This window comes from Rhodospirillales bacterium (genome assembly GCA_014323865.1).
Lineage (GTDB): Bacteria > Pseudomonadota > Alphaproteobacteria > SP197 > SP197 > SP197.
On record JACONG010000017.1, the window covers coordinates 21092 to 38628 of the forward strand.

Annotated in this window: 16 protein-coding genes; 10 read left to right on the top strand and 6 right to left on the bottom strand. The window is 66.4% G+C overall.

Translation table 11 applies throughout. The features are described from left to right. The first annotated feature begins 31 nt into the window (after window positions 1-31). From GDA49_13505 to GDA49_13515, 3 genes are read left to right on the top strand one after another with little or no spacing between them, the layout of a single operon-like run. Window positions 32-1027 (top strand): thiamine ABC transporter substrate binding subunit, encoded by a 996-nt coding sequence (locus GDA49_13505; protein MBC6441389.1) that lies wholly within the window; start codon window positions 32-34, stop codon window positions 1025-1027. A 58-nt stretch (window positions 1028-1085) separates the two neighbouring features. Further along, window positions 1086-2714: a thiamine/thiamine pyrophosphate ABC transporter permease ThiP gene (locus GDA49_13510; GenBank protein MBC6441390.1), complete on the top strand. Its 1629-nt coding sequence runs from the start codon at window positions 1086-1088 to the stop codon at window positions 2712-2714. A 1-nt stretch (window position 2715) separates the two neighbouring features. Continuing rightward, the gene (locus GDA49_13515; protein ID MBC6441391.1) at window positions 2716-3432 is read left to right on the top strand and encodes an ATP-binding cassette domain-containing protein; all 717 of its coding nucleotides are present in this window, start codon (window positions 2716-2718) and stop codon (window positions 3430-3432) included. A gap of 154 nt (window positions 3433-3586) precedes the next feature. Here GDA49_13515 and GDA49_13520 read toward each other — a convergent pair whose 3' ends face one another. From GDA49_13520 to GDA49_13530, 3 genes are all read right to left on the bottom strand, one after another. Beyond that, window positions 3587-4204 (bottom strand): Fic family protein, encoded by a 618-nt coding sequence (locus tag GDA49_13520; protein MBC6441392.1) that lies wholly within the window; start codon window positions 4202-4204, stop codon window positions 3587-3589. Continuing rightward, a complete protein-coding gene (locus tag GDA49_13525; protein MBC6441393.1) occupies window positions 4201-4407 on the bottom strand; it encodes a hypothetical protein in 207 nt (68 codons plus the stop codon). Before GDA49_13525 ends, GDA49_13520 begins: the two co-directional genes overlap by 4 nt. Before the next feature lie 144 nt (window positions 4408-4551). Then, window positions 4552-4998 (bottom strand): NUDIX domain-containing protein, encoded by a 447-nt coding sequence (locus GDA49_13530; GenBank protein MBC6441394.1) that lies wholly within the window; start codon window positions 4996-4998, stop codon window positions 4552-4554. A gap of 121 nt (window positions 4999-5119) precedes the next feature. Between GDA49_13530 and GDA49_13535 the strand changes: the two genes are divergently transcribed. The 5 genes from GDA49_13535 (at window position 5120) to GDA49_13555 (ending at window position 10667) form a co-directional block, all read left to right on the top strand. After that, entirely contained in the window at window positions 5120-6496 is a 1377-nt protein-coding gene (locus GDA49_13535; protein ID MBC6441395.1) for a cystathionine beta-synthase, read from the top strand. 78 nt (window positions 6497-6574) lie between these two features. After that, complete coding sequence (locus GDA49_13540; protein MBC6441396.1) at window positions 6575-7771, top strand: cystathionine gamma-synthase; 1197 nt, start codon at window positions 6575-6577, stop codon at window positions 7769-7771. A gap of 223 nt (window positions 7772-7994) precedes the next feature. Beyond that, the gene (locus GDA49_13545) at window positions 7995-8240 is read left to right on the top strand and encodes a DUF2312 domain-containing protein (GenBank protein MBC6441397.1); all 246 of its coding nucleotides are present in this window, start codon (window positions 7995-7997) and stop codon (window positions 8238-8240) included. 154 nt (window positions 8241-8394) lie between these two features. Then, window positions 8395-9063 carry a helix-turn-helix transcriptional regulator gene (locus tag GDA49_13550; GenBank protein MBC6441398.1) on the top strand — a complete coding sequence of 223 codons (669 nt, stop codon included), beginning with the start codon at window positions 8395-8397 and terminating at the stop codon, window positions 9061-9063. Window positions 9064-9278: 215 nt separating this feature from the next. Beyond that, entirely contained in the window at window positions 9279-10667 is a 1389-nt protein-coding gene (locus tag GDA49_13555; GenBank protein ID MBC6441399.1) for an aspartate aminotransferase family protein, read from the top strand. Window positions 10668-10745: 78 nt separating this feature from the next. Here GDA49_13555 and GDA49_13560 read toward each other — a convergent pair whose 3' ends face one another. From GDA49_13560 to GDA49_13570, 3 genes are read right to left on the bottom strand one after another with little or no spacing between them, the layout of a single operon-like run. Then, the gene (locus GDA49_13560; GenBank protein ID MBC6441400.1) at window positions 10746-11873 is read right to left on the bottom strand and encodes an FAD-binding oxidoreductase; all 1128 of its coding nucleotides are present in this window, start codon (window positions 11871-11873) and stop codon (window positions 10746-10748) included. Window positions 11874-11906: 33 nt separating this feature from the next. Then, entirely contained in the window at window positions 11907-15098 is a 3192-nt protein-coding gene (locus GDA49_13565) for an efflux RND transporter permease subunit (protein ID MBC6441401.1), read from the bottom strand. Continuing rightward, window positions 15095-16237, bottom strand: a complete 1143-nt coding sequence (locus GDA49_13570; protein ID MBC6441402.1) for an efflux RND transporter periplasmic adaptor subunit — start codon at window positions 16235-16237, stop codon at window positions 15095-15097. Before GDA49_13570 ends, GDA49_13565 begins: the two co-directional genes overlap by 4 nt. Before the next feature lie 98 nt (window positions 16238-16335). Between GDA49_13570 and GDA49_13575 the strand changes: the two genes are divergently transcribed. Then, complete coding sequence (locus GDA49_13575; protein MBC6441403.1) at window positions 16336-17280, top strand: histone deacetylase family protein; 945 nt, start codon at window positions 16336-16338, stop codon at window positions 17278-17280. Beyond that, window positions 17280-17531 carry an exodeoxyribonuclease VII small subunit gene (locus tag GDA49_13580; protein MBC6441404.1) on the top strand — a complete coding sequence of 84 codons (252 nt, stop codon included), beginning with the start codon at window positions 17280-17282 and terminating at the stop codon, window positions 17529-17531. Before GDA49_13575 ends, GDA49_13580 begins: the two co-directional genes overlap by 1 nt. Window positions 17532-17537 lie beyond the last annotated feature (6 nt).

Genomic DNA, 17537 nt, shown 5'->3' on the forward strand with positions numbered 1-17537 from the left:
CGGCCACAGGTCCGGGCATGAGGAGGAAGCGATGCTGCGTCTTGCCGTCCCGATTCTCGTTGCCGCCCTCGGCATCCTGCCCGCCCGGGCCGAGGTGCTGACGATCTACACCTATGATTCCTTCATCGGCGACTGGGGCCCCGGCCCGGCGATCGAGGAGGCCTTCGAGGCGCGCTGCGGCTGCAGCATCGCATGGACCGCGGTGGAGGATGCCGCCGTCCTGCTGTCCCGCCTGCGTCTCGAAGGGACGGCGACCCGCGCCGATGTCGTGCTCGGGCTCGATACCAATCTTCAGGCCGAAGCGCAGGCCGAGGGCCTCGTCCAGGCGCACGGCCTCGACCTCGACGGGCTCGCATTGCCGTTCGACTGGTCCGACCCCGTCTTCGTGCCGTTCGACTACGGCTATTTCGCCATCGTCTACGACAGCGAACGCGTGCCTGCTCCGCCCGCGAGCCTCGATGCCCTGACCTCGGGCGAGGCCGAACCCAAGCTCATCATCCAGGACCCGCGCACCAGCACGCCGGGCCTCGGCCTGATGCTGTGGCTCAAGGCGGTCTACGGCGAGGATGCGGGCGCGGCCTGGAAGGGGCTCGCCCGGCGCACGCTCACGGTCACCCCGGGCTGGGGCGAGGCCTATGGCCTGTTCCTCGAAGGCGAGGCGCCGATGGTGCTGAGCTACACGACCTCGCCCGCCTATCACCGGATGGTCGAGGGGACCGACCGCTACCGGGCCATCATATTCCCGGAAGGCCACTACATGCAGGTCGAGGTGGCGGCGATGTCGGCGCATACCGAGCGGGCAGAGCTGGCGCGCGACTTCCTCGCCTTCATCGGGGAGCCCGGCTTCCAGGCGACGATCCCCACGGGCAACTGGATGTATCCGGCGATCGAGCTCGGCGACGCCCTGCCCGAGGCCTTCCGCACCCTGCCCCGGCCCGACAGGGCGATCCTGCTGCCGCCCGAGGAGGTGCGCCGCAACCGTTCGGCCTGGACCCGGGAATGGCTCGACGCGATGAGCGCGCCATGATGACGATGGGCGCACCATGATGGGCGCGCTATGATGGGCGCGCTATGATGGGCGCGCCATGATGGTCGGGCACAGGCCGCTTCTGTGGCCGGGCCTGGTGGCGCTCTGCGCTCTCCTGGGCCTGGCCGCGGCGGCCCTGGCCGCGCTCCTTGCACGCGCGCCGGCGCTCGACCCGGCAAGCGTGTTCGATCACTACACCCTGCGGGTCCTGCGCTTCACGCTGATGCAGGCCGGACTCTCGACCCTGATATCCGTTGCCTTCGCCCTGCCGGTCGCCCGCGCCCTGGCGCGCCGGCAGCGGTTTCGGGGGCGCACCCTGCTGCTGCGGCTGATGGGCCTGCCGCTCGTCCTGCCCGTCATCGTGGCGGTGTTCGGCATCGCGGCAGTCTGGGGCCGGAACGGCGCGCTCAACCACGGCCTGCAAGCGCTGGGCCTGGAGTCCCTGGGGCTCACGGGGATCGGCCCGCTCTACGGGCTCACGGGGATTCTGATCGCCCATATCTTCTTCAACATGCCGCTTGCGGTGCGCCTGCTGCTGCCGGTGTGGGAGGCGATCCCCGGCGAGACCTGGCGGCTGGCGAGCCAGCTCGGTATGGGGTCCGGCGCGATCCTGCGCCTGATCGAACTGCCGCGTCTGCTGCCCGCCCTGCCCGGTGCCGCGATCCTGATCTTCCTGCTCTGCTTCACCAGCTTCGCGGTCGTGCTGACCTTGGGCGGCGGCCCCGCCGCGACCACGCTGGAGGTCGCCATCTATCGGGCCATGCGGCTGGAGTTCGATATCCCGCGCGCCGTCACGCTCGGCCTGCTGCAGGTCGCCATCTGCGCCGGGGTCGCCCTGCTGCTGCTCCGCCTTGCCCCCACAGTGCCGGGCGCGGCGACCGGGAGCGCCGCCGAGAGCAGGATGTCGGCCCGGCCCGACACGACAGGGCCGATGGGCCGCCTCGCCGATTGCCTCTGGATCGCTACCGGGAGTCTCTGGGTGCTCGGCCCCCTGGTCGCCATCGTCGTTGCCGGCCTCACGGGTCCCCTGGTCGCGGTCCTGGCACGCGCCGAGGTCTGGCAGGCGGCCCTGCGCAGCGTGACGATCGGGCTCGGGGCCGGCCTGCTGGCGGTCACGCTGGGCACTCTCCTGCTGTTCACAACGCACGACCTGGCGGTCCGGTCGCGACGCCCGCGCCTCGCCGACCGGCTGGAGCTTGCGGGCAGCCTGACGCTCGTGATCCCGCCTGTCGTGCTCGGCGCGGGCCTCTTCGTCCTGCTGCTGCCGCTGGTTCCGGTGTTCGACTGGGCCCTGCCGCTCGCCGCGACGGTCAACGGCCTTGTCGCCACGCCCTATGTCCTGCGCCTTCTCGGGCCCGTGCTGCGGCGCAGTGCCGAACGTCACGACCGGCTCTGCGCCAGCCTCGGTCTCGCGGGGCTGAACCGCCTGCGTCATCTCGAATGGCCCGGCGCGCGGCCTATGCTGGGTTCGGCGCTGGCGCTCACCAGTGCGCTTGCGACCGGCGATCTTGCCGCGATCGCGCTGTTCGGCACCGAACGCGACGCCACGCTGGCCCTGCTGATCTTCCGCGCGCTGGGCAGCTATCGCATGGACGAGGCCGCCGTGCTCAGCCTGCTGCTCGTCGGGCTTTGCCTCGTTGTCTTCATCGTCATCGAGGGAGCCGCCCGTGGCCGCGCCCGGACTTGAGCTGCGCAACCTGCGCTTCGGTTATGGCGACGGGTGTGGCGACTGGCAGGTCGCCTGCGATCTTGCCGTACCGCGCGGGGCGTCCGCGGCGCTGCTGGGCCCCAGCGGTGCGGGGAAGAGCACATTGCTGGCGCTCGCGGCCGGGTTCGAGACGCCGCATTCGGGCGCGGTGCTGGTGGATGGCCGGGACATCTCCGCACGCCCTCCGGCACAGCGGCCCATCACGACGCTCTTCCAGGAGCACAATCTGTTTGGCCATCTCGACGCCTTCCGCAACACCGCGCTGGGGATCGACCCCGGTCTCAGGATCGACGCCGCGCAACGCCGTGACGTCGCCGCGGCGCTGGACCGGGTCGGGCTCGCGGGCAAGCACGACCGCCTGCCGGGCGCCCTGTCGGGAGGCGAACGCCAGCGGGTCGCCATCGCCCGCGCGCTGGTGATGCGCCGTCCGCTGCTCCTGCTCGACGAACCCTTCGCCGCGCTCGGTCCCGCCCTGCGCCGCGACATGCTCAACCTGGTCGACGCCCTGCGCCGCGAGACCGGCATGACCGTGCTGATGGTCAGCCACGAGCCGGCCGACGCCAGACGCGTCGCCGATCTGACCGCGTTCGTCCATGGCGGCGGCATCGCGCTCTGCGGGCCGACCGATGCGGTGCTCAACGATCCCGCGGATCCGGACATGCGCGCATACCTCGGTCTGGACCCCGTGGAGGCCTGAGACCGGGAGAGGCGCGCGCGTGGGGCGGGTGCGAACCGGCATCGTGCCCGCGAGGACGGCTGACGCAAGCCAACGTCCGGTCGTGTCGGATCTCAAGGTTGCGTTTGGGAATTGTATACGAACAGCGCCCGAATACATCCGGGCTGAGCTTCGGTTATTGTGGCGCTTGCGCTGCATTCACTTGCTGCTGAAGCAACCCGGACAAAAAATCAACGAGGGGCCGCAAGTCCAAATCCCCATCACTTTCGGATTTATCTATGCCTTTCAATATGGCAACATACCGGGTCCTGTTTTCGCGAATGAGTTCAGGCAGAATTGGGCTGTATGGCATCCATCCACCGAGCTTCAGACACAATACAAACAAACATGCGGCGCGGGCAGTGCGTCCATTTCCGTTGATAAATGGATGAATCCTGTTCAATCGCCAAAGCACAAATGCCGCCAATGACAAAGGATTGGATTCCATCCAGTGGCGATTGACCAGATTAACAAAATCATCCATCAAATCCGGAAGTTGCCATGGTTCCGGGAAGTTTTCATTTTCACCAACTGAAACGATGCACGGACGATACATCCCTGCGTTTGAGTGAAGGCAGGCAATAGCATGGAAGTTCAGCGCTTTAAGTACAGTCTGCGACAAAAGCGGCCTGTCCATCTCCAATGCAGCCTCAACGATGGAACGAAGAAAATCGTAATGACGCTGTTCGTTGGACGCTTCAAGTTTTCGATAGCTGCCATGGGTTTCCCCATGCGTAAGGTCGTGAACAATCACGTGGCTTTGCCATTCTGTTTATCAATAAGCTGTGCCACTTGAGCCCGGGTCAGATCGTTGTGCTCGCCGATCATTCCCATGACAAATGAAATTTTCTGCTCGCGCACCTCAGCTTGAGTCATTTCTCTTCCCGCAGCCTCTTCAAGGGCTTGCAATAACGCCGAGTTCGTCTTGTATTTCAGGTTCGTCTTGAGTTTCGTCATTCCCTGCACTCCATTTCACCGCTACCGAATCAGGATATCGTCCACTCGTCAATCGTTATTTCGGCGCTATCCTAGAGAGGCCCGTGGTCCCGGGACGCCGGGGCTGCGGAAAGCGGCACTGCCACGTGCCGGCGGAACGCCCGATCAATCTGCTTCCCTGGCTTCTTCCCTGGCTTCTTCCCTGGCCGCCTCCCGGGCCAGTGCCAGTCGCAGGGCGGTTTTCTCGGGTTGCGCGACGCGGTCGCTGGCGAACACGCGGGCGGGGTCCACGAAGCCAATCGCGATGGGCTCGCAGTCGGGCACAGCGGGTTCGCCCTCGGCGTCGATCAGGAAGTAGACCGGCGTATAGGGCCGACCGGTGAGCGGGCTGATCATGGTGCCGGGATCGTGGAGCTCGGCAAGGATCCGGATGGCGAGGCCGGTCTCCTCCCTGTACTCGCGCACGACGGCCTCCGCGGCCGTTTCGCCCGGCTCGACGCCGCCGCCCGGATACTTCTCGACGGGCACACCGGCGATATGCTCGGCAGAGACCAGAACCTGACCGTTCCGGATGAGCACGCCATAGGCGCGGCAGTTCTGGGGATTGGCCATGGTCGCCGGAGCCTCGCGGGGGTTTCGCCCGTGTGTCGTTGCCCTATGGTAACCGATCCGCCACGCCATGACATTCGACACATTCGACTCATGACGTTCCACCCTGGTGCCGGAGTATCCCATGACCGTGAACAGCAATGTGCTCGACATGATCGGCAACACGCCGATGGTCGAGGTGACCAGGTTCGACACCGGGCCCTGCCGCCTGTTTCTCAAGCTCGAAAACCAGAACCCGGGCGGGTCGATCAAGGACCGGCCTGCGCTGTCGATGGTCGAGGCTGCGGAGAAATCGGGCGCGATCGGGCCCGGCGGCACGCTGATCGAGGCGACAGCCGGCAACACGGGCCTGGGCCTGGCGCTCGTCGCCCGCCAGAAGGGGTATCGCCTGCTGCTCGTGATCCCCGACAAGATGAGCCGGGAGAAGATCTTCAATCTCCAGGCCATGGGCGCCGAGGTGCTGCTGACCCGCTCGGACGTCGGCAAGGGCCATCCCGAGTATTATCAGGACATGGCCCGGCGCATTCAGTCGGAGACCCCGAACAGCGTCTTCATCAACCAGTTCGGCAACGAGGCCAACCCGCTGGCCCACGAGACCGCGACGGGGCCGGAGATCTGGGCCCAGATGGGTCACAGGCTCGACGCCATGGTGTGCGGCGTCGGCTCGGGCGGCACGATCACGGGGCTCGGGCGCTACTTCAGGAAGGTCAACCCGAGCCTTGAGATGATCCTGGCCGACCCCGAGGGCTCCGTCCTGGCCGACTACGTCAACAAGGGCGAGATGGGCACGCTCGGCTCCTGGCTGGTCGAAGGCATCGGCGAGGACTTCATCCCCGACATCAGCGACCTCTCGCTCGTGACCAGGGCCTTCACGGTGACCGACAGGGAGGCCTTTCTGACCGTCCGCCAGGTGCTGCAGGACGAAGGCATCCTCGCGGGCTCGTCATCGGGCACGCTGATCGCCGCAGCACTTGCCTATTGCCGCGAGCAGACCGAAGCGAAAAACGTCTGCACCTTCGTCTGCGACAGCGGCAACAAGTATCTCTCCAAGGTCTACAACGACTACTGGATGCTCGATCAGGGCTTCCTGGAGCGCGAGCGGCACGGCGACCTGCGCGATCTGATCGCCCGCAGCCACGCCGACAAGGCCGCCGTCACCGCCCGCCCCGACGACCTGCTGGCCACCGCACTGGCGCGGATGAAGCTCTACGACATCAGCCAGCTTCCCGTCCTCGAGGGCGATCGTGCCATCGGCATCATCGACGAGTCGGATATCCTCTGGGCGATCCACCACGAGCACGAGAACTTCCAGGACAACGTGGCCTCGGCCATGTCGACCAACCTCGAAACCGTCGACAGGTCCGCCGGCATCGAGGCGCTCATCCCCATCTTCCGCCGCGACCTCACCGCGATCGTGGTCGACGGCGACAGCTTCCTCGGCGTGATCACCCGCATCGACCTGCTGAACCACCTGCGGCGAGGGCTGCGGGAAACGTCGTAGGACGCAGCGTCACCCGCTCCCGGCTTGACGCCGCAGCGCAGTGCGGCCATGGAATGGTACCCCATCCGGAGGGTTCCCATGCCCGACAGCCCACGCCCCAACCGTCCCGGCTTCGCGACCCGTGCCATCCACGCCGGCCAGGAGCCCGATCCCGCCACGGGTGCCGTCATGACGCCGATCTACGCGACCTCGACCTATGTCCAGGAGAGCCCCGGCATCCACAAGGGTTACGAGTATTCGCGCTCGCAGAACCCGACCCGCATGGCCTTCGAGGCCTGCGTCGCCGATCTCGAGGGCGGCACGAGGGGTTTTGCCTTCGCGTCCGGGCTGGCGGCGGCGGCGACGATTCTCGATCTCCTCGACACGGGCAGCCATGTGGTCGCGGGCAACGATCTCTACGGCGGCACCTATCGGCTCTTCGCCAATGTGCGCGCGCGGAGCGCCGGGCTGACGTTCCGCTTCACCGACATGACCGACGAGGCAGCGCTGCGCGCGGCCATGACGCCGGAGACCGGGATGGTCTGGATCGAGACGCCGACCAACCCGCTGCTTACGGTGGTCGATCTCGCGATGGTCGCGCGGGTCGCCCACGACCATGGCGCCATGGCGGTATGCGACAACACCTTCGCCACACCCTGGGTGCAGCGGCCGCTGGAGCACGGCTTCGACATCGTCGTGCATTCCGTCACCAAGTATCTCAACGGCCATTCCGACATGGTCGGCGGCATGGCGATCGTCGGCGACAACCCGGAGCTTGCCGACCGGCTGGCCTATCTGCAGAACGCTGTCGGAGGCGTCGCGGGTCCCTTCGACAGCTTCCTTGCCATGCGCGGCCTCAAGACCCTGCACCTGCGCATGGAGCGCCACTGCGAGAACGCCCTGGCGATCGCGCAATTCCTCGAAGCCCATCCCGGGGTCGCCCGCGTTCACTACCCGGGCCTCGGGAGCCATCCGCAGCATGACGTGGCGCGCCGACAGATGACGGGTTTCGGCGGCATGGTGACCGCCACTCTCGACGCCGATCCCGACGGCGTCCGCCGCTTCCTCGAACAGTGCCGGCTCTTCGCCCTGGCCGAGAGCCTCGGCGGCGTGGAAAGCCTGATCGAGCATCCGGCGATCATGACCCATGCCTCGATCCCGAAGGCGATTCGCGAGGCGATCGGCATCTCGGACAGCCTCGTGCGCCTGTCGGTCGGCGTGGAGGACGGCGACGACCTGATCCGCGAGCTGGAACAGGCCCTGGCGGCCATCCCGCACCTCACCCGTTCCGCTTGAATCCATCGCAACGGGTGAGGATGCTCCGGGTCTTGCCCAATGTGTCGGTGTCCGGTGCCAGTGTCTGGCGTGTCGGTGTCCGGTGTGTTATCGGGCGCTGTTCTTCCCGGCGAGGGGATCGGCCGGCGCGTGTCGAGCGCCCTGGCCCGCATCGCCTTTGCCATCGCGGTCGCGATGCGCGAGAAGACGAATCGAGGATCTGAGGGAACGACAGGACGAGTGCATGACCAATGTTGACGGTATCGCGGGCGAGAAACTCCTCTCGCTCATCCAGCGCATCGAGAACCTCGAAGAGGAACGCAGCAGCATCGCGACCGATATCCGCGAGGTCTACGGCGAGGCCAGGGCGCTCGGCTTCGATCCCGGGATCATGCGCCAGCTGGTCAGGCTCCGGAAGATGGAGAACGACGATCGCCAGGAGCAGGAAGCGCTGATCGAATCCTACAAGGCCGCGATCGGCATGACCTGAGTCCTGCGGCGGGGCATCGCCGCGCACCTCTCCGCAGGCCCGGTTTTCGCGGCAGCAGCCGCAGCACCCGATCGCGCGCAAACGCGCAACCACAGGGCTCCCCGGGTTCACAGAGCTCCCCGGGTTCACGCGAGGAGACAGGCATGATGGCGTCATGAACGACACGCAGCTTGTTCGTGAACTCAAACGCCGCATGGCGCTGGGCCGACTGTCGCAGAAGCGGCTGGCCCTGATCGCGGGACTGAACGAAACGGCCGTGCGCGACATCGTCGCCGGCCGTTCGCGCCACCCGCGCCACGACACACTTGAGAAGCTTGCGAGCGCGCTTCAGTGCTCGGTCGCGGAGCTGATCGACGAACATCTCGGTCCGGCGGCCGGCCCGGCGGCCCGCACCGGCGACGCGCCCGACGCCTTCCTGCCGGTGGCACGTTACGACCCCGAACGGGACCCGCGCCGCGAGTCGCTTGCCGGTCCCGGCCATGCCACTGCCGAAATTGCCTTCCAGTCAGCCTGGCTTGCGCGCCTGACGCCGACACCGGTCAACCGGCTGGCCGTGATCACGATGAACGGCGATGCCATGGTGCCGACGATCGCGGCAGGCGACACCCTGCTGGTGGACCTGACCGAATGGTCGCCCGGCGCGGACGGCATCTACGTCCTGCGCAGCAGCGGGGGATTGCTGGTCAAGCGGCTCACGGTCGACCCTGTTCGGCAGCTTGTCGCCATCGGCAACGACAATCCGGACTACCCGCCGCTCAACCCTGTTCCGATGGCCGATCCGGACCTGATCGGGCGCGTCATCTGGGTCGGGCACAAGGTCTGATGCGGTCCCGTCGGCACTAGCCGCCCGCCGAGATCGGCGGGCGGTGCGGTCGGGCACAAGGTCTGATCCGGTCTCGTCGGCACGGTTGCCAAGCCCGGCCAATGGACCTTAAATGACGCGCAAAGCAGGGCCGCGGCACCGCCGCCGGCGGCCTTTCCCTATCCCGGGACACATCCCCGGGACACACGCCCGAGACATATGAAGGACTTCAAGCCATGACCGTGCTCCCGAATTCACCCCACGCGCGCGATATCAGGAACAATCTGCATCCCTATTCGAACCTGAAAAAGCATGAGGAAAGGGGTCCCCTGATCATCGAGAAGGGCGACGGCATTCACGTCGAGGATCTTGAGGGCAACCGGTACATCGAGGGCCTCGCGGGCCTGTGGTGCACCTCGCTCGGGTTCAACAACGAGCGCCTGGTCGAGGCGGCCGCCAACCAGATGCGCAAGCTGCCCTTCTACCACGCCTTCTTCCATCGCGGCTCCATGCCGTCGATCGATCTCGCCGAGCGCCTGATCGACATGTCGCCGGTGCCGATGTCGAAGGTCTGGTTCGCGAATTCGGGCTCCGAAGCGAACGACCACATGGTCAAGTTCGTCTGGTATTACAACAATGCCCGCGGCAAGCCCGAGAAGAAGAAGATCATCGCGCGGATCGGCGGCTACCACGGCATCGCGGTGTCGTCGGGCAGCCTGACCGGGATGCCGCTGATGCACGCCGGCTTCGACCTGCCGATCCACAACATCATGCACACCGGTTCGTGCCATCACTATCGCTTCGCCGAGGAGGGCGAGTCGGAAGAGGATTTCGCCACCCGTCGCGCCACCGAGCTCGACCGGATGATCGTGGACGAGGGGCCTGAGACCGTGGCCGCCTTCGTCGCCGAGCCGATCATGGGTGCGGGTGGCGTGATCCTGCCGCCGGCCACCTACTTCGAGAAGATCCAGGCCGTGCTCAGGAAGCACGACGTCCTGATGGTTGCCGACGAGGTGATCTGCGGCTTCCACCGCACCGGTGAGGTGTTCGGCTCAAACAGGTACGGTATCGAGCCTGATATCATGGTCGTCGCCAAGCAGCTGAGCTCGGCCTATCTGCCGATCAGTGCGGTGATCATCAACGAGAAGGTCTACGGCCCGATCCGCGACTTCTCCGACAGGAACGGCGTGCTTGCCACCGGCTTCACCTATTCCGGCCACCCCGTGCCGGCCGCGGTCGCCGTCGAGACGCTGAAGATCTACGAAGAGATGGATATCGCCAGCCACGTGAAGCGCGTTGCGCCGGTCATGCAGGAGCGTCTGCACGCCCTGGCCGACCACCCGATCGTGGGTGAAGCCCGCGGCACCGGCCTGATCGGCGCCTGCGAGCTGGTCAGGAACAAGGAAACGAAGGAGAACTTCGATCCTTCCGTTGCGGCCTATTGCGGCGAACGCTGCCTCGACCATGGCCTGATCCTGCGCGCCGCCGCCGGCACCTCGGTCGCCGCCTGCCCGCCGCTGATCATCAGGGAAGACGAAATCCATCAGCTCTTCGACCGCTTCAGGCTGGCGCTCGACGACACCTGGGACTACGTCAACAGGGAACAGCTTCTGGCCGCCGGGTGAGGCAGGCCGGAGAGCCTCGCAGGCCGCCGGATCCGCAAAAGGTCCGGGAGGGGTCCGGCGGCGGTCCTGTCCGGCCTCTCAGCCCGTGATCCGCGCGGGCGAGAACGTCTCCCCGGTCAGGCCCATCGCGGCGAGCCCGTCGGGCAGCTCCGTCCCGAGGATCACGGCCGCCGCATAGGCCGAGAGCCCTGCCGAGGTCTGGATCCCCGCGCCGCCCTGGCCGACGTTCCAGAAGAAACCCTCCAGCGCCGGATCGAAGCCGGTGACCGGCAGACGATCGGACACGAAGCTCCGGAGGCCCGCCCAGCGCGCCTCCATGCGGGCGAGCCTGAGCGTGGTCCATGCCATGATGTTGTGCGCGGCCATGGCGAGGTCGATGTCCTCGGGCTGCGCGTCACACGGTTCCGATGGCGTCTCGTCGGCGAGCGAACCCATGATCAGTCCGGCATCGGGTTTGAAGTAGAAGCTCTCGCCGACGTCGGCCGTCAGCGGCCAGTCCGCATCGTCGACGCCGTCGGGCCCCCTGAAGCGGAAGGCCGTGCGACGCATCGGCTTGAGGCCGACCGGCCGCGCACCCGCCATGGTCCCCAGCACATCGCCCCAGGCCCCGCAGCAGTTGGCGACCATCGGCGCGGCAAAGGTTCCGGCGCGGGTCTCGACCCGCCAGACGCCGTCGTGCCGCTCCAGCCCCAGCACCTCCGCATTGCAGACAAGTTCGGCACCGGTCTGCCGCGCGCCACGCAGAAAACCGCCGTGGATGGCGTGGACGTCAATGTCGACCGCACCGGGCTCCCAAAGGCCGCCCCCGATCTTCTCGGGACGCAGGACCGGGCATCGTTCGACACAGGTTGCGGCATCGATCGGATGCAGGATCGTGCCGATCACATGCGCCAGGCCGGACTCGTCGAAATGCGCCTCTTCGGTCTCCGTGCCGAACACAATCAGCACCGGCCGAGGGTTCACCAGCGGCGTATCGGCGAAACCCCGGAGCGGGTTGTCGATGAACCGGCGGGTCTCCTCGCTGAGTGCCCGGATTTCGGTTCCGCCGATCGCGCCGGTGTAATGCGCCGCCGAGCGACCGGTGCTGTGGTAGCCGGGCTGCTCCTCCCGCTCGAGCATGAGGACGCGGCGATTGCGCGCGAGCCGGAAGGCAAGCGACGCGCCGACCGCGCCGGCGCCGATGATGATGACGTCATGGTCTGCCATGGACCACTCCCGACTCGGCGGGCCCATGCTGCCCTATTCCGCAGGCTCCCGGCCAGCATCGACCGCGCTGCCGATATCGGGCAGCGACTCGGTCAGTCGCAGGACCAGGCCCAGCAGCGGCGGCACCAGGGTCAGGGTCAGGACGGCCGACAGCGACAGGCCGCCGACGACGACGGATCCGAGCCCCCGATAAAGCTCGGAGCCGGCGCCGGGGAACAGGACCAGCGGCACCATGCCGAACACGCTGGTCAGCGTGGACATGAAGATCGGCCGGATACGGTTGCGCACCGCCTCCCCGATCGCGGCGTCCGCCGCCATGCCGTCCTCTCGCATGTGATGCCGAGTCTGGTGCACGAGCAGAATCGCATTGTTCACCACGATTCCGATCAGGATGACGAAGCCCAGCATGGTGAGCATGTCGAGCGGCTGGGTCTGGAAGATGTTGAGAACCAGAAGTCCGAGCACACCGCCGGCGGCCGCCACGGGCACGGCGATCATGACGATCAGGGGATGCAGGAAACTCTCGAACAGAACGGCCATGACGAGATAGACGATCACGAGCGCTATCAGCAGGTTGACGACCATCGCATCCCATGTGGCGGTCAGCTTGTCGGCGGTCCCGGCCAGCCTGAGCTGGACGCCCTGTGGCAGGCCCGCCTCGCGCATCGCGTCGATGACCCTGACCTGGATCATCTCGATACCGGTCTCGAGCGGGATTCCGGGAGGCAGATTGACGACCAGCGTGACGGTGCGGTTCTGCTCCAGGCGGCGGATCTCGCCCGGACCGATTGTCACCATCACGTCCGCCAGCGACGAGACCGGAATGATGAGACCGTCATGGTTGACGATCGGCAGCTTGCCGATGCCCTGGGTCTCGACAATGTGGTTGTCGGGGCCCGTGAGCGTCAGGTCGATCTCCCGGCCCTCAAGCGAGATTTCCTTCACGCGCAGGCCGGAGTTGAAGGCATCGATGCCCATCGACAGGTCCTGCGCGGTGATACCGTTGTCGGCGAGCCGCAGGCGATCCGGCACGACCCGGATCTCCGGCACACCGCTCGAGACGGACGGACGGTTGCGAATCTGGACACCTTCGAAGGCGCCGAACTCTTCAAGGATGCGCCCCCTGGCCTCGGAAGCGACCTCGGCAAGGACGCCCAGGTCCGGACCGGAGATGTCAAGGTCGACGGAACGGTTGCCGCCGAGACCCCGGCCGAAGATGCTGGGCTGGCGGAAGAAGGAATGGGTCCCGGGCTCGTCGGCCAGCGTGTCGCGCATGATCGGGATCAGCTCCCGGACCAGATCGCCGTCGACGGCCGCGCCGCCAATCCAGGTCCAGCCCGCGCCGGAGCCGAAGTAGAAGCGGTCGAAGATCGCCTGGCCGTCCGGATGCAAGGCGATCTCCTCGTCGTGCGATACCTTCCAGTAGGGGCGCGTGGCATCCTCAACGCGAGTCGCGATCTCGTCCATGATCGAGAGGTTGTAGCCCGACGGCGGCGATACCCAGCCGGAGATGAAGTTCCGGTTTCCGTCGGGCAGGTACTCCAGCTTCGGCAGGAACACGATGGTCATGGCCACGGCCGTGCCGATGATGGCGACGATGGTGGCCGCCGCAACGGCGCGATTGCGGGCGACGTTGCGGGCAAAACCGCGCAGTCCGGCCGAGATCACCGCCGCAAAGCGGTCGAGCGGCGGCACCCGAAGCCGGTTGCGGTCCTCGATCCGGGCAAACAGGCGCGAACACAAGGCAGGGATCAGTGTCACGGCGACCAGCAGCGACAGAATGACGGAGACCGAGATCGCCACGGCGATGTCGCGGAAGACCTGGCCCGCTTCCATCTGCATGACGAGGATCGGCACGAAGACCATCACCGTGGTGAGTGCCGAGACCATGATGGCGCCCCACACCTGGCGTGCGCCCTCGAACGCGGCCTTGCGCGCCGGCATACCCTGCTCGCGCAGCCGGTAGATGTTCTCCAGCACGACGATGGCGGCATCGACAACCATGCCGACGGCAAACGCAAGGCCGGCAAGCGAGATCACATTGATCGAGCGGCCGAGCGCGGCCATGGCGACGAAGCTGCCGATCACCGAGACCGGAATCGCGATCGAGATGATCAGCGTGGCGCGCGGCGACCGCAGGAAGGCGAGCAGGACGATCGCGGCGAGAAGACCGCCGACCCAGATGTTGTTGGTGACGAGATCGATCGAGTCCTCGATGTAGACGGTCTCGTCGTAGACCTGGACCAGTTCGAGACCGGCGTTCGGCAGATCGAAGGCGTTGAGCTCGTCCACCGCCGCGCGGATGCCGTCCATCGTCGCGATCACGTTGGCGCCTGACTCGCGATTGGCCCGCATGCTGATCGCCGGTTCACCGTTGAACCGGAAGAACGTGGTGATGTCCTTGTAGGCAAACGAGACGTCCGCGATGTCGCCAACCGTGACACGCGCCAGACGCCCGCTGTCATCGTCTTCGGAACTCAGGACCACGACATCGCGTATGTCGTCGAGCGACTGGAACTCTCCCTCGGCCCGCACGGTATAGCGGCGCTTGCCCTCGTCGACGTAGCCGGCGGTGGCGGTGCTGTCGGCCTCACGCAGGGCCGAGACCACATCGGGCACCGTGAGCCCGTAGCGCGAGAGGTTCCCGGGACTGACTTCGACCCGGACCTCACGCTCGGCGCCGCCCCAGCGGACGGCATCGGCCACCCCCGGAACGCGCTTGAGGCGGTCGGCAACGACATCGTCGATGAAGTCCGCATACTCGTACATCGGACGTTCGTTGCCGGGCAGCCTGATCAGGTTGAACCAGGCGATCGGCGTGTCCTCGCTCGAGGCCGTGTCGAGCACCGGCTCGTAGACCTCCTCGGGATAACCGGAGACCCGATCGAGGCGGTTGGAGACAAGCAGAAACGCCTTGTCCATGTCGGTGCCAACCTGGAACTCCAGCGTGATTTCGCCCTCGTTCTGCCTGGCGCGCGCCAGAAGCCGCGTCATGCCCTCAATGCCGGCGAGCACCTCTTCCTGCGGCAGGATGATCTCGCGCTCGACCTCGGCCGGTGCCGCACCCGGCCAGTTCGTCCCGATCGTGATGACGGGTCGGTCGACGTCGGGCACGAGCTGGATCGGGATGGTGTGGAGAGCAACGGCACCGAACAGCAGCACCATCAGAACCGCCGCGATGACGGCGACCGGCCGTTCGATCGCGAGCCGGATCAGCTCCTTCACTGCGAAACCTCGACCACGGCACCGTCCCACAGGTATTCGTTGCCGCGCACCACGGCCAGATCGCCGGCATCAAGGCCATCCAGGACAACAAACCTGTTTCCGAGTCCAGCCCCGAGGGCGACCGTGCGATCGACCACCTTCCACTCCTGCGTTTCCGCGTCCTGCCGGGCGACGAACACCGTCGTCAGCCGCGCGGATCGTATCACGGCATCCTTGTGGACCGTGATCACGTCCGCTTGTGGGCCGGCAGGCACATGGAGGCTGACGGACTGGCCCTCGGCCAGCGTGCCTTCGATGACGTCCCAGGCCGGGGTGAAGCGAACCAGACGGGTCCGCGCCTGCGGGTCTTCCGACACACCGACGGCACGCACGAAGGCTTCCGCATGGGAACCATTGTCGAGCACGATCCGGATGACCGTGCCCGGCACCAACCCATCGATCCGGTTGGACGGCACATCGGCCTCGATCTCGATCCATCCGTCGTTGAGCAGAGTCACCGCGGCCTCACCCACATCGATGTAGGCGCCCACCTCGGTGTGCCGCCGGATAACGACGGCATCATAGGGTGCCACGATCGTGGCGTCGGCCAGCTCGTCCTCCATCAGTGCGAGATTGGCCTCGGCACTGAACAGGTCGGCCCGGGCCTGGGCGACGCCGGCTTCACCAATCGCCACATTCTGCAGACTGTCCTCGTAGCGTGCCTGGGAAAACGCTGCCGATTCCGTCAGGCTCTCCAGCCGTTCAAGCTCCTGCCTGGCAAGCGCCAGTTCCGCACGGGCCACACCCACCTGGGCTTCGGCACTGGCGACTTCGGCAAGCCGTAGATCGCGCGACAGCGTCAGACGATCGGTTTCGAGCTGGACAAGGGTTTCGCCGGCGGCGACCCGGTCGCCGATCTCGACAAACACCTCGCCCACGGCCCCTTCGGACTGCGCTGCCACGACACCGGACTGGCGCGAAACAAACCGCCCGATGACAGTTGCCGTTTCGACAATCGCATCCCGGGACACCGCATCGACCACCACGGCAACCGCATCCTGGCCGCGCGCGTCGGTCGGAAGGGCGGCGGCCAGGGCCGTGAGAGCGGCGCAAAGGGTCAGACCCCTTAGATCCATGATGCTCGATGTGTACGCCTGCATGAGGTTCTCACGACCCGAACGAAACCCGGGCGTTAATGTTATACGCAAGAACAGATCAATCCCTACGCTTCGTCAGCAAGTTTTTCAGGAGTTCGCACATGACGACTTACTTTTACACGCATGAAGCGTGTTTACGTCACGATACCGGACCGCATCATCCGGAACGGATCGACCGGCTGCATTCCGTGCTGAGCAGGCTGGAGGACCATGACTTCGATCCCCTCGTGCGACACGAGGCACCGGAGGCGCCGCGCGACCGCATCGCCCTGGCGCATCCGCGCGCCTATGTCGATGCCGTGCTCGACGCCATTCCCGCCGAGGGTCACCGCCACCTCGATCCCGACACGGTCATCTCGCCCGGCTCCGGGGAGGCGGCGCTGCGGGCCACCGGCGCCCTCGTTGCGGCGGTCGACGCCGTGATCGGCGGCAAGGCGGACAACGCCTTCTGCGCCGTCCGCCCGCCCGGCCATCATGCCGAACCGCAGCGGCCCATGGGCTTCTGTCTGTTCAATTCCGTGGCCGTCGGCGCCGAACATGCGCGCGACCGACACGATCTAGCGCGTGCAGCGGTGATCGACTTCGACGTCCATCACGGCAACGGCACCCAAGCCATGTTCTGGAGCGACGAGGGCCTCCTTTACGCCTCGACGCATCAGTTCCCGCACTATCCGGGCACCGGCGCGGCCGACGAGACCGGCGCCCACGGCAATATCGCCAATGCACCCCTGGCACCGGGATCGGGCAGCGATGCCTTCCGCAAGGCCTTCGAACGGACAGTCATTCCCGCTCTCGATGCCTTCCGCCCCGAAATCGTCTTCATTTCAGCGGGATTTGACGCCCATGAGCGTGATCCCCTCGCCGACATCAACCTCAACGAGGAAGATTATGCCTGGGCGACCGATCAACTCCTTGCGGTGGCCGATACCCACGCCGCCGGACGCGTTGTTTCCGTGCTCGAAGGGGGGTATGACCTGCAGGCACTAGGGGCAAGCGCGGCCGCACATGTGTCGCGCCTGATGGCGGCAGGCAACGGGGACGGATGATGGCGAAGGCGGACACGCACGACGACATCAAGAAGATGAGCTTCGAGAAGGCCATGGCCGAGCTCGAGGCTATTGTCGAACGGCTCGAGAGCGGCGATGCCAAGCTCGATGATGCGATCGGCGCCTATGAGCGCGGCGCGGCGCTGAAGCAGCATTGCGAAGCCAGGCTGCGCGAGGCCCAGGACAAGGTGGAAAAGATTCGGCTTGCCGCCGACGGCACCGTCAGCGCCGAACCGACGGAGATCGAATGAGCGTCA

Coding starts and splice junctions, on each gene's coding strand:
- GDA49_13535 (MBC6441395.1), top strand. CDS start 5,120: ATGACCGTGAACAGCAATGTGCTCGACATGATCGGCAACACGCCGATG.
- GDA49_13580 (MBC6441404.1), top strand. CDS start 17,280: ATGGCGAAGGCGGACACGCACGACGACATCAAGAAGATGAGCTTCGAG.
- GDA49_13575 (MBC6441403.1), top strand. CDS start 16,336: ATGACGACTTACTTTTACACGCATGAAGCGTGTTTACGTCACGATACC.
- GDA49_13525 (MBC6441393.1), bottom strand. CDS start 4,407: ATGACGAAACTCAAGACGAACCTGAAATACAAGACGAACTCGGCGTTA.
- GDA49_13570 (MBC6441402.1), bottom strand. CDS start 16,237: ATGCAGGCGTACACATCGAGCATCATGGATCTAAGGGGTCTGACCCTT.
- GDA49_13540 (MBC6441396.1), top strand. CDS start 6,575: ATGCCCGACAGCCCACGCCCCAACCGTCCCGGCTTCGCGACCCGTGCC.
- GDA49_13505 (MBC6441389.1), top strand. CDS start 32: ATGCTGCGTCTTGCCGTCCCGATTCTCGTTGCCGCCCTCGGCATCCTG.
- GDA49_13555 (MBC6441399.1), top strand. CDS start 9,279: ATGACCGTGCTCCCGAATTCACCCCACGCGCGCGATATCAGGAACAAT.
- GDA49_13545 (MBC6441397.1), top strand. CDS start 7,995: ATGACCAATGTTGACGGTATCGCGGGCGAGAAACTCCTCTCGCTCATC.
- GDA49_13560 (MBC6441400.1), bottom strand. CDS start 11,873: ATGGCAGACCATGACGTCATCATCATCGGCGCCGGCGCGGTCGGCGCG.
- GDA49_13510 (MBC6441390.1), top strand. CDS start 1,086: ATGATGGTCGGGCACAGGCCGCTTCTGTGGCCGGGCCTGGTGGCGCTC.
- GDA49_13530 (MBC6441394.1), bottom strand. CDS start 4,998: ATGGCCAATCCCCAGAACTGCCGCGCCTATGGCGTGCTCATCCGGAAC.
- GDA49_13550 (MBC6441398.1), top strand. CDS start 8,395: ATGAACGACACGCAGCTTGTTCGTGAACTCAAACGCCGCATGGCGCTG.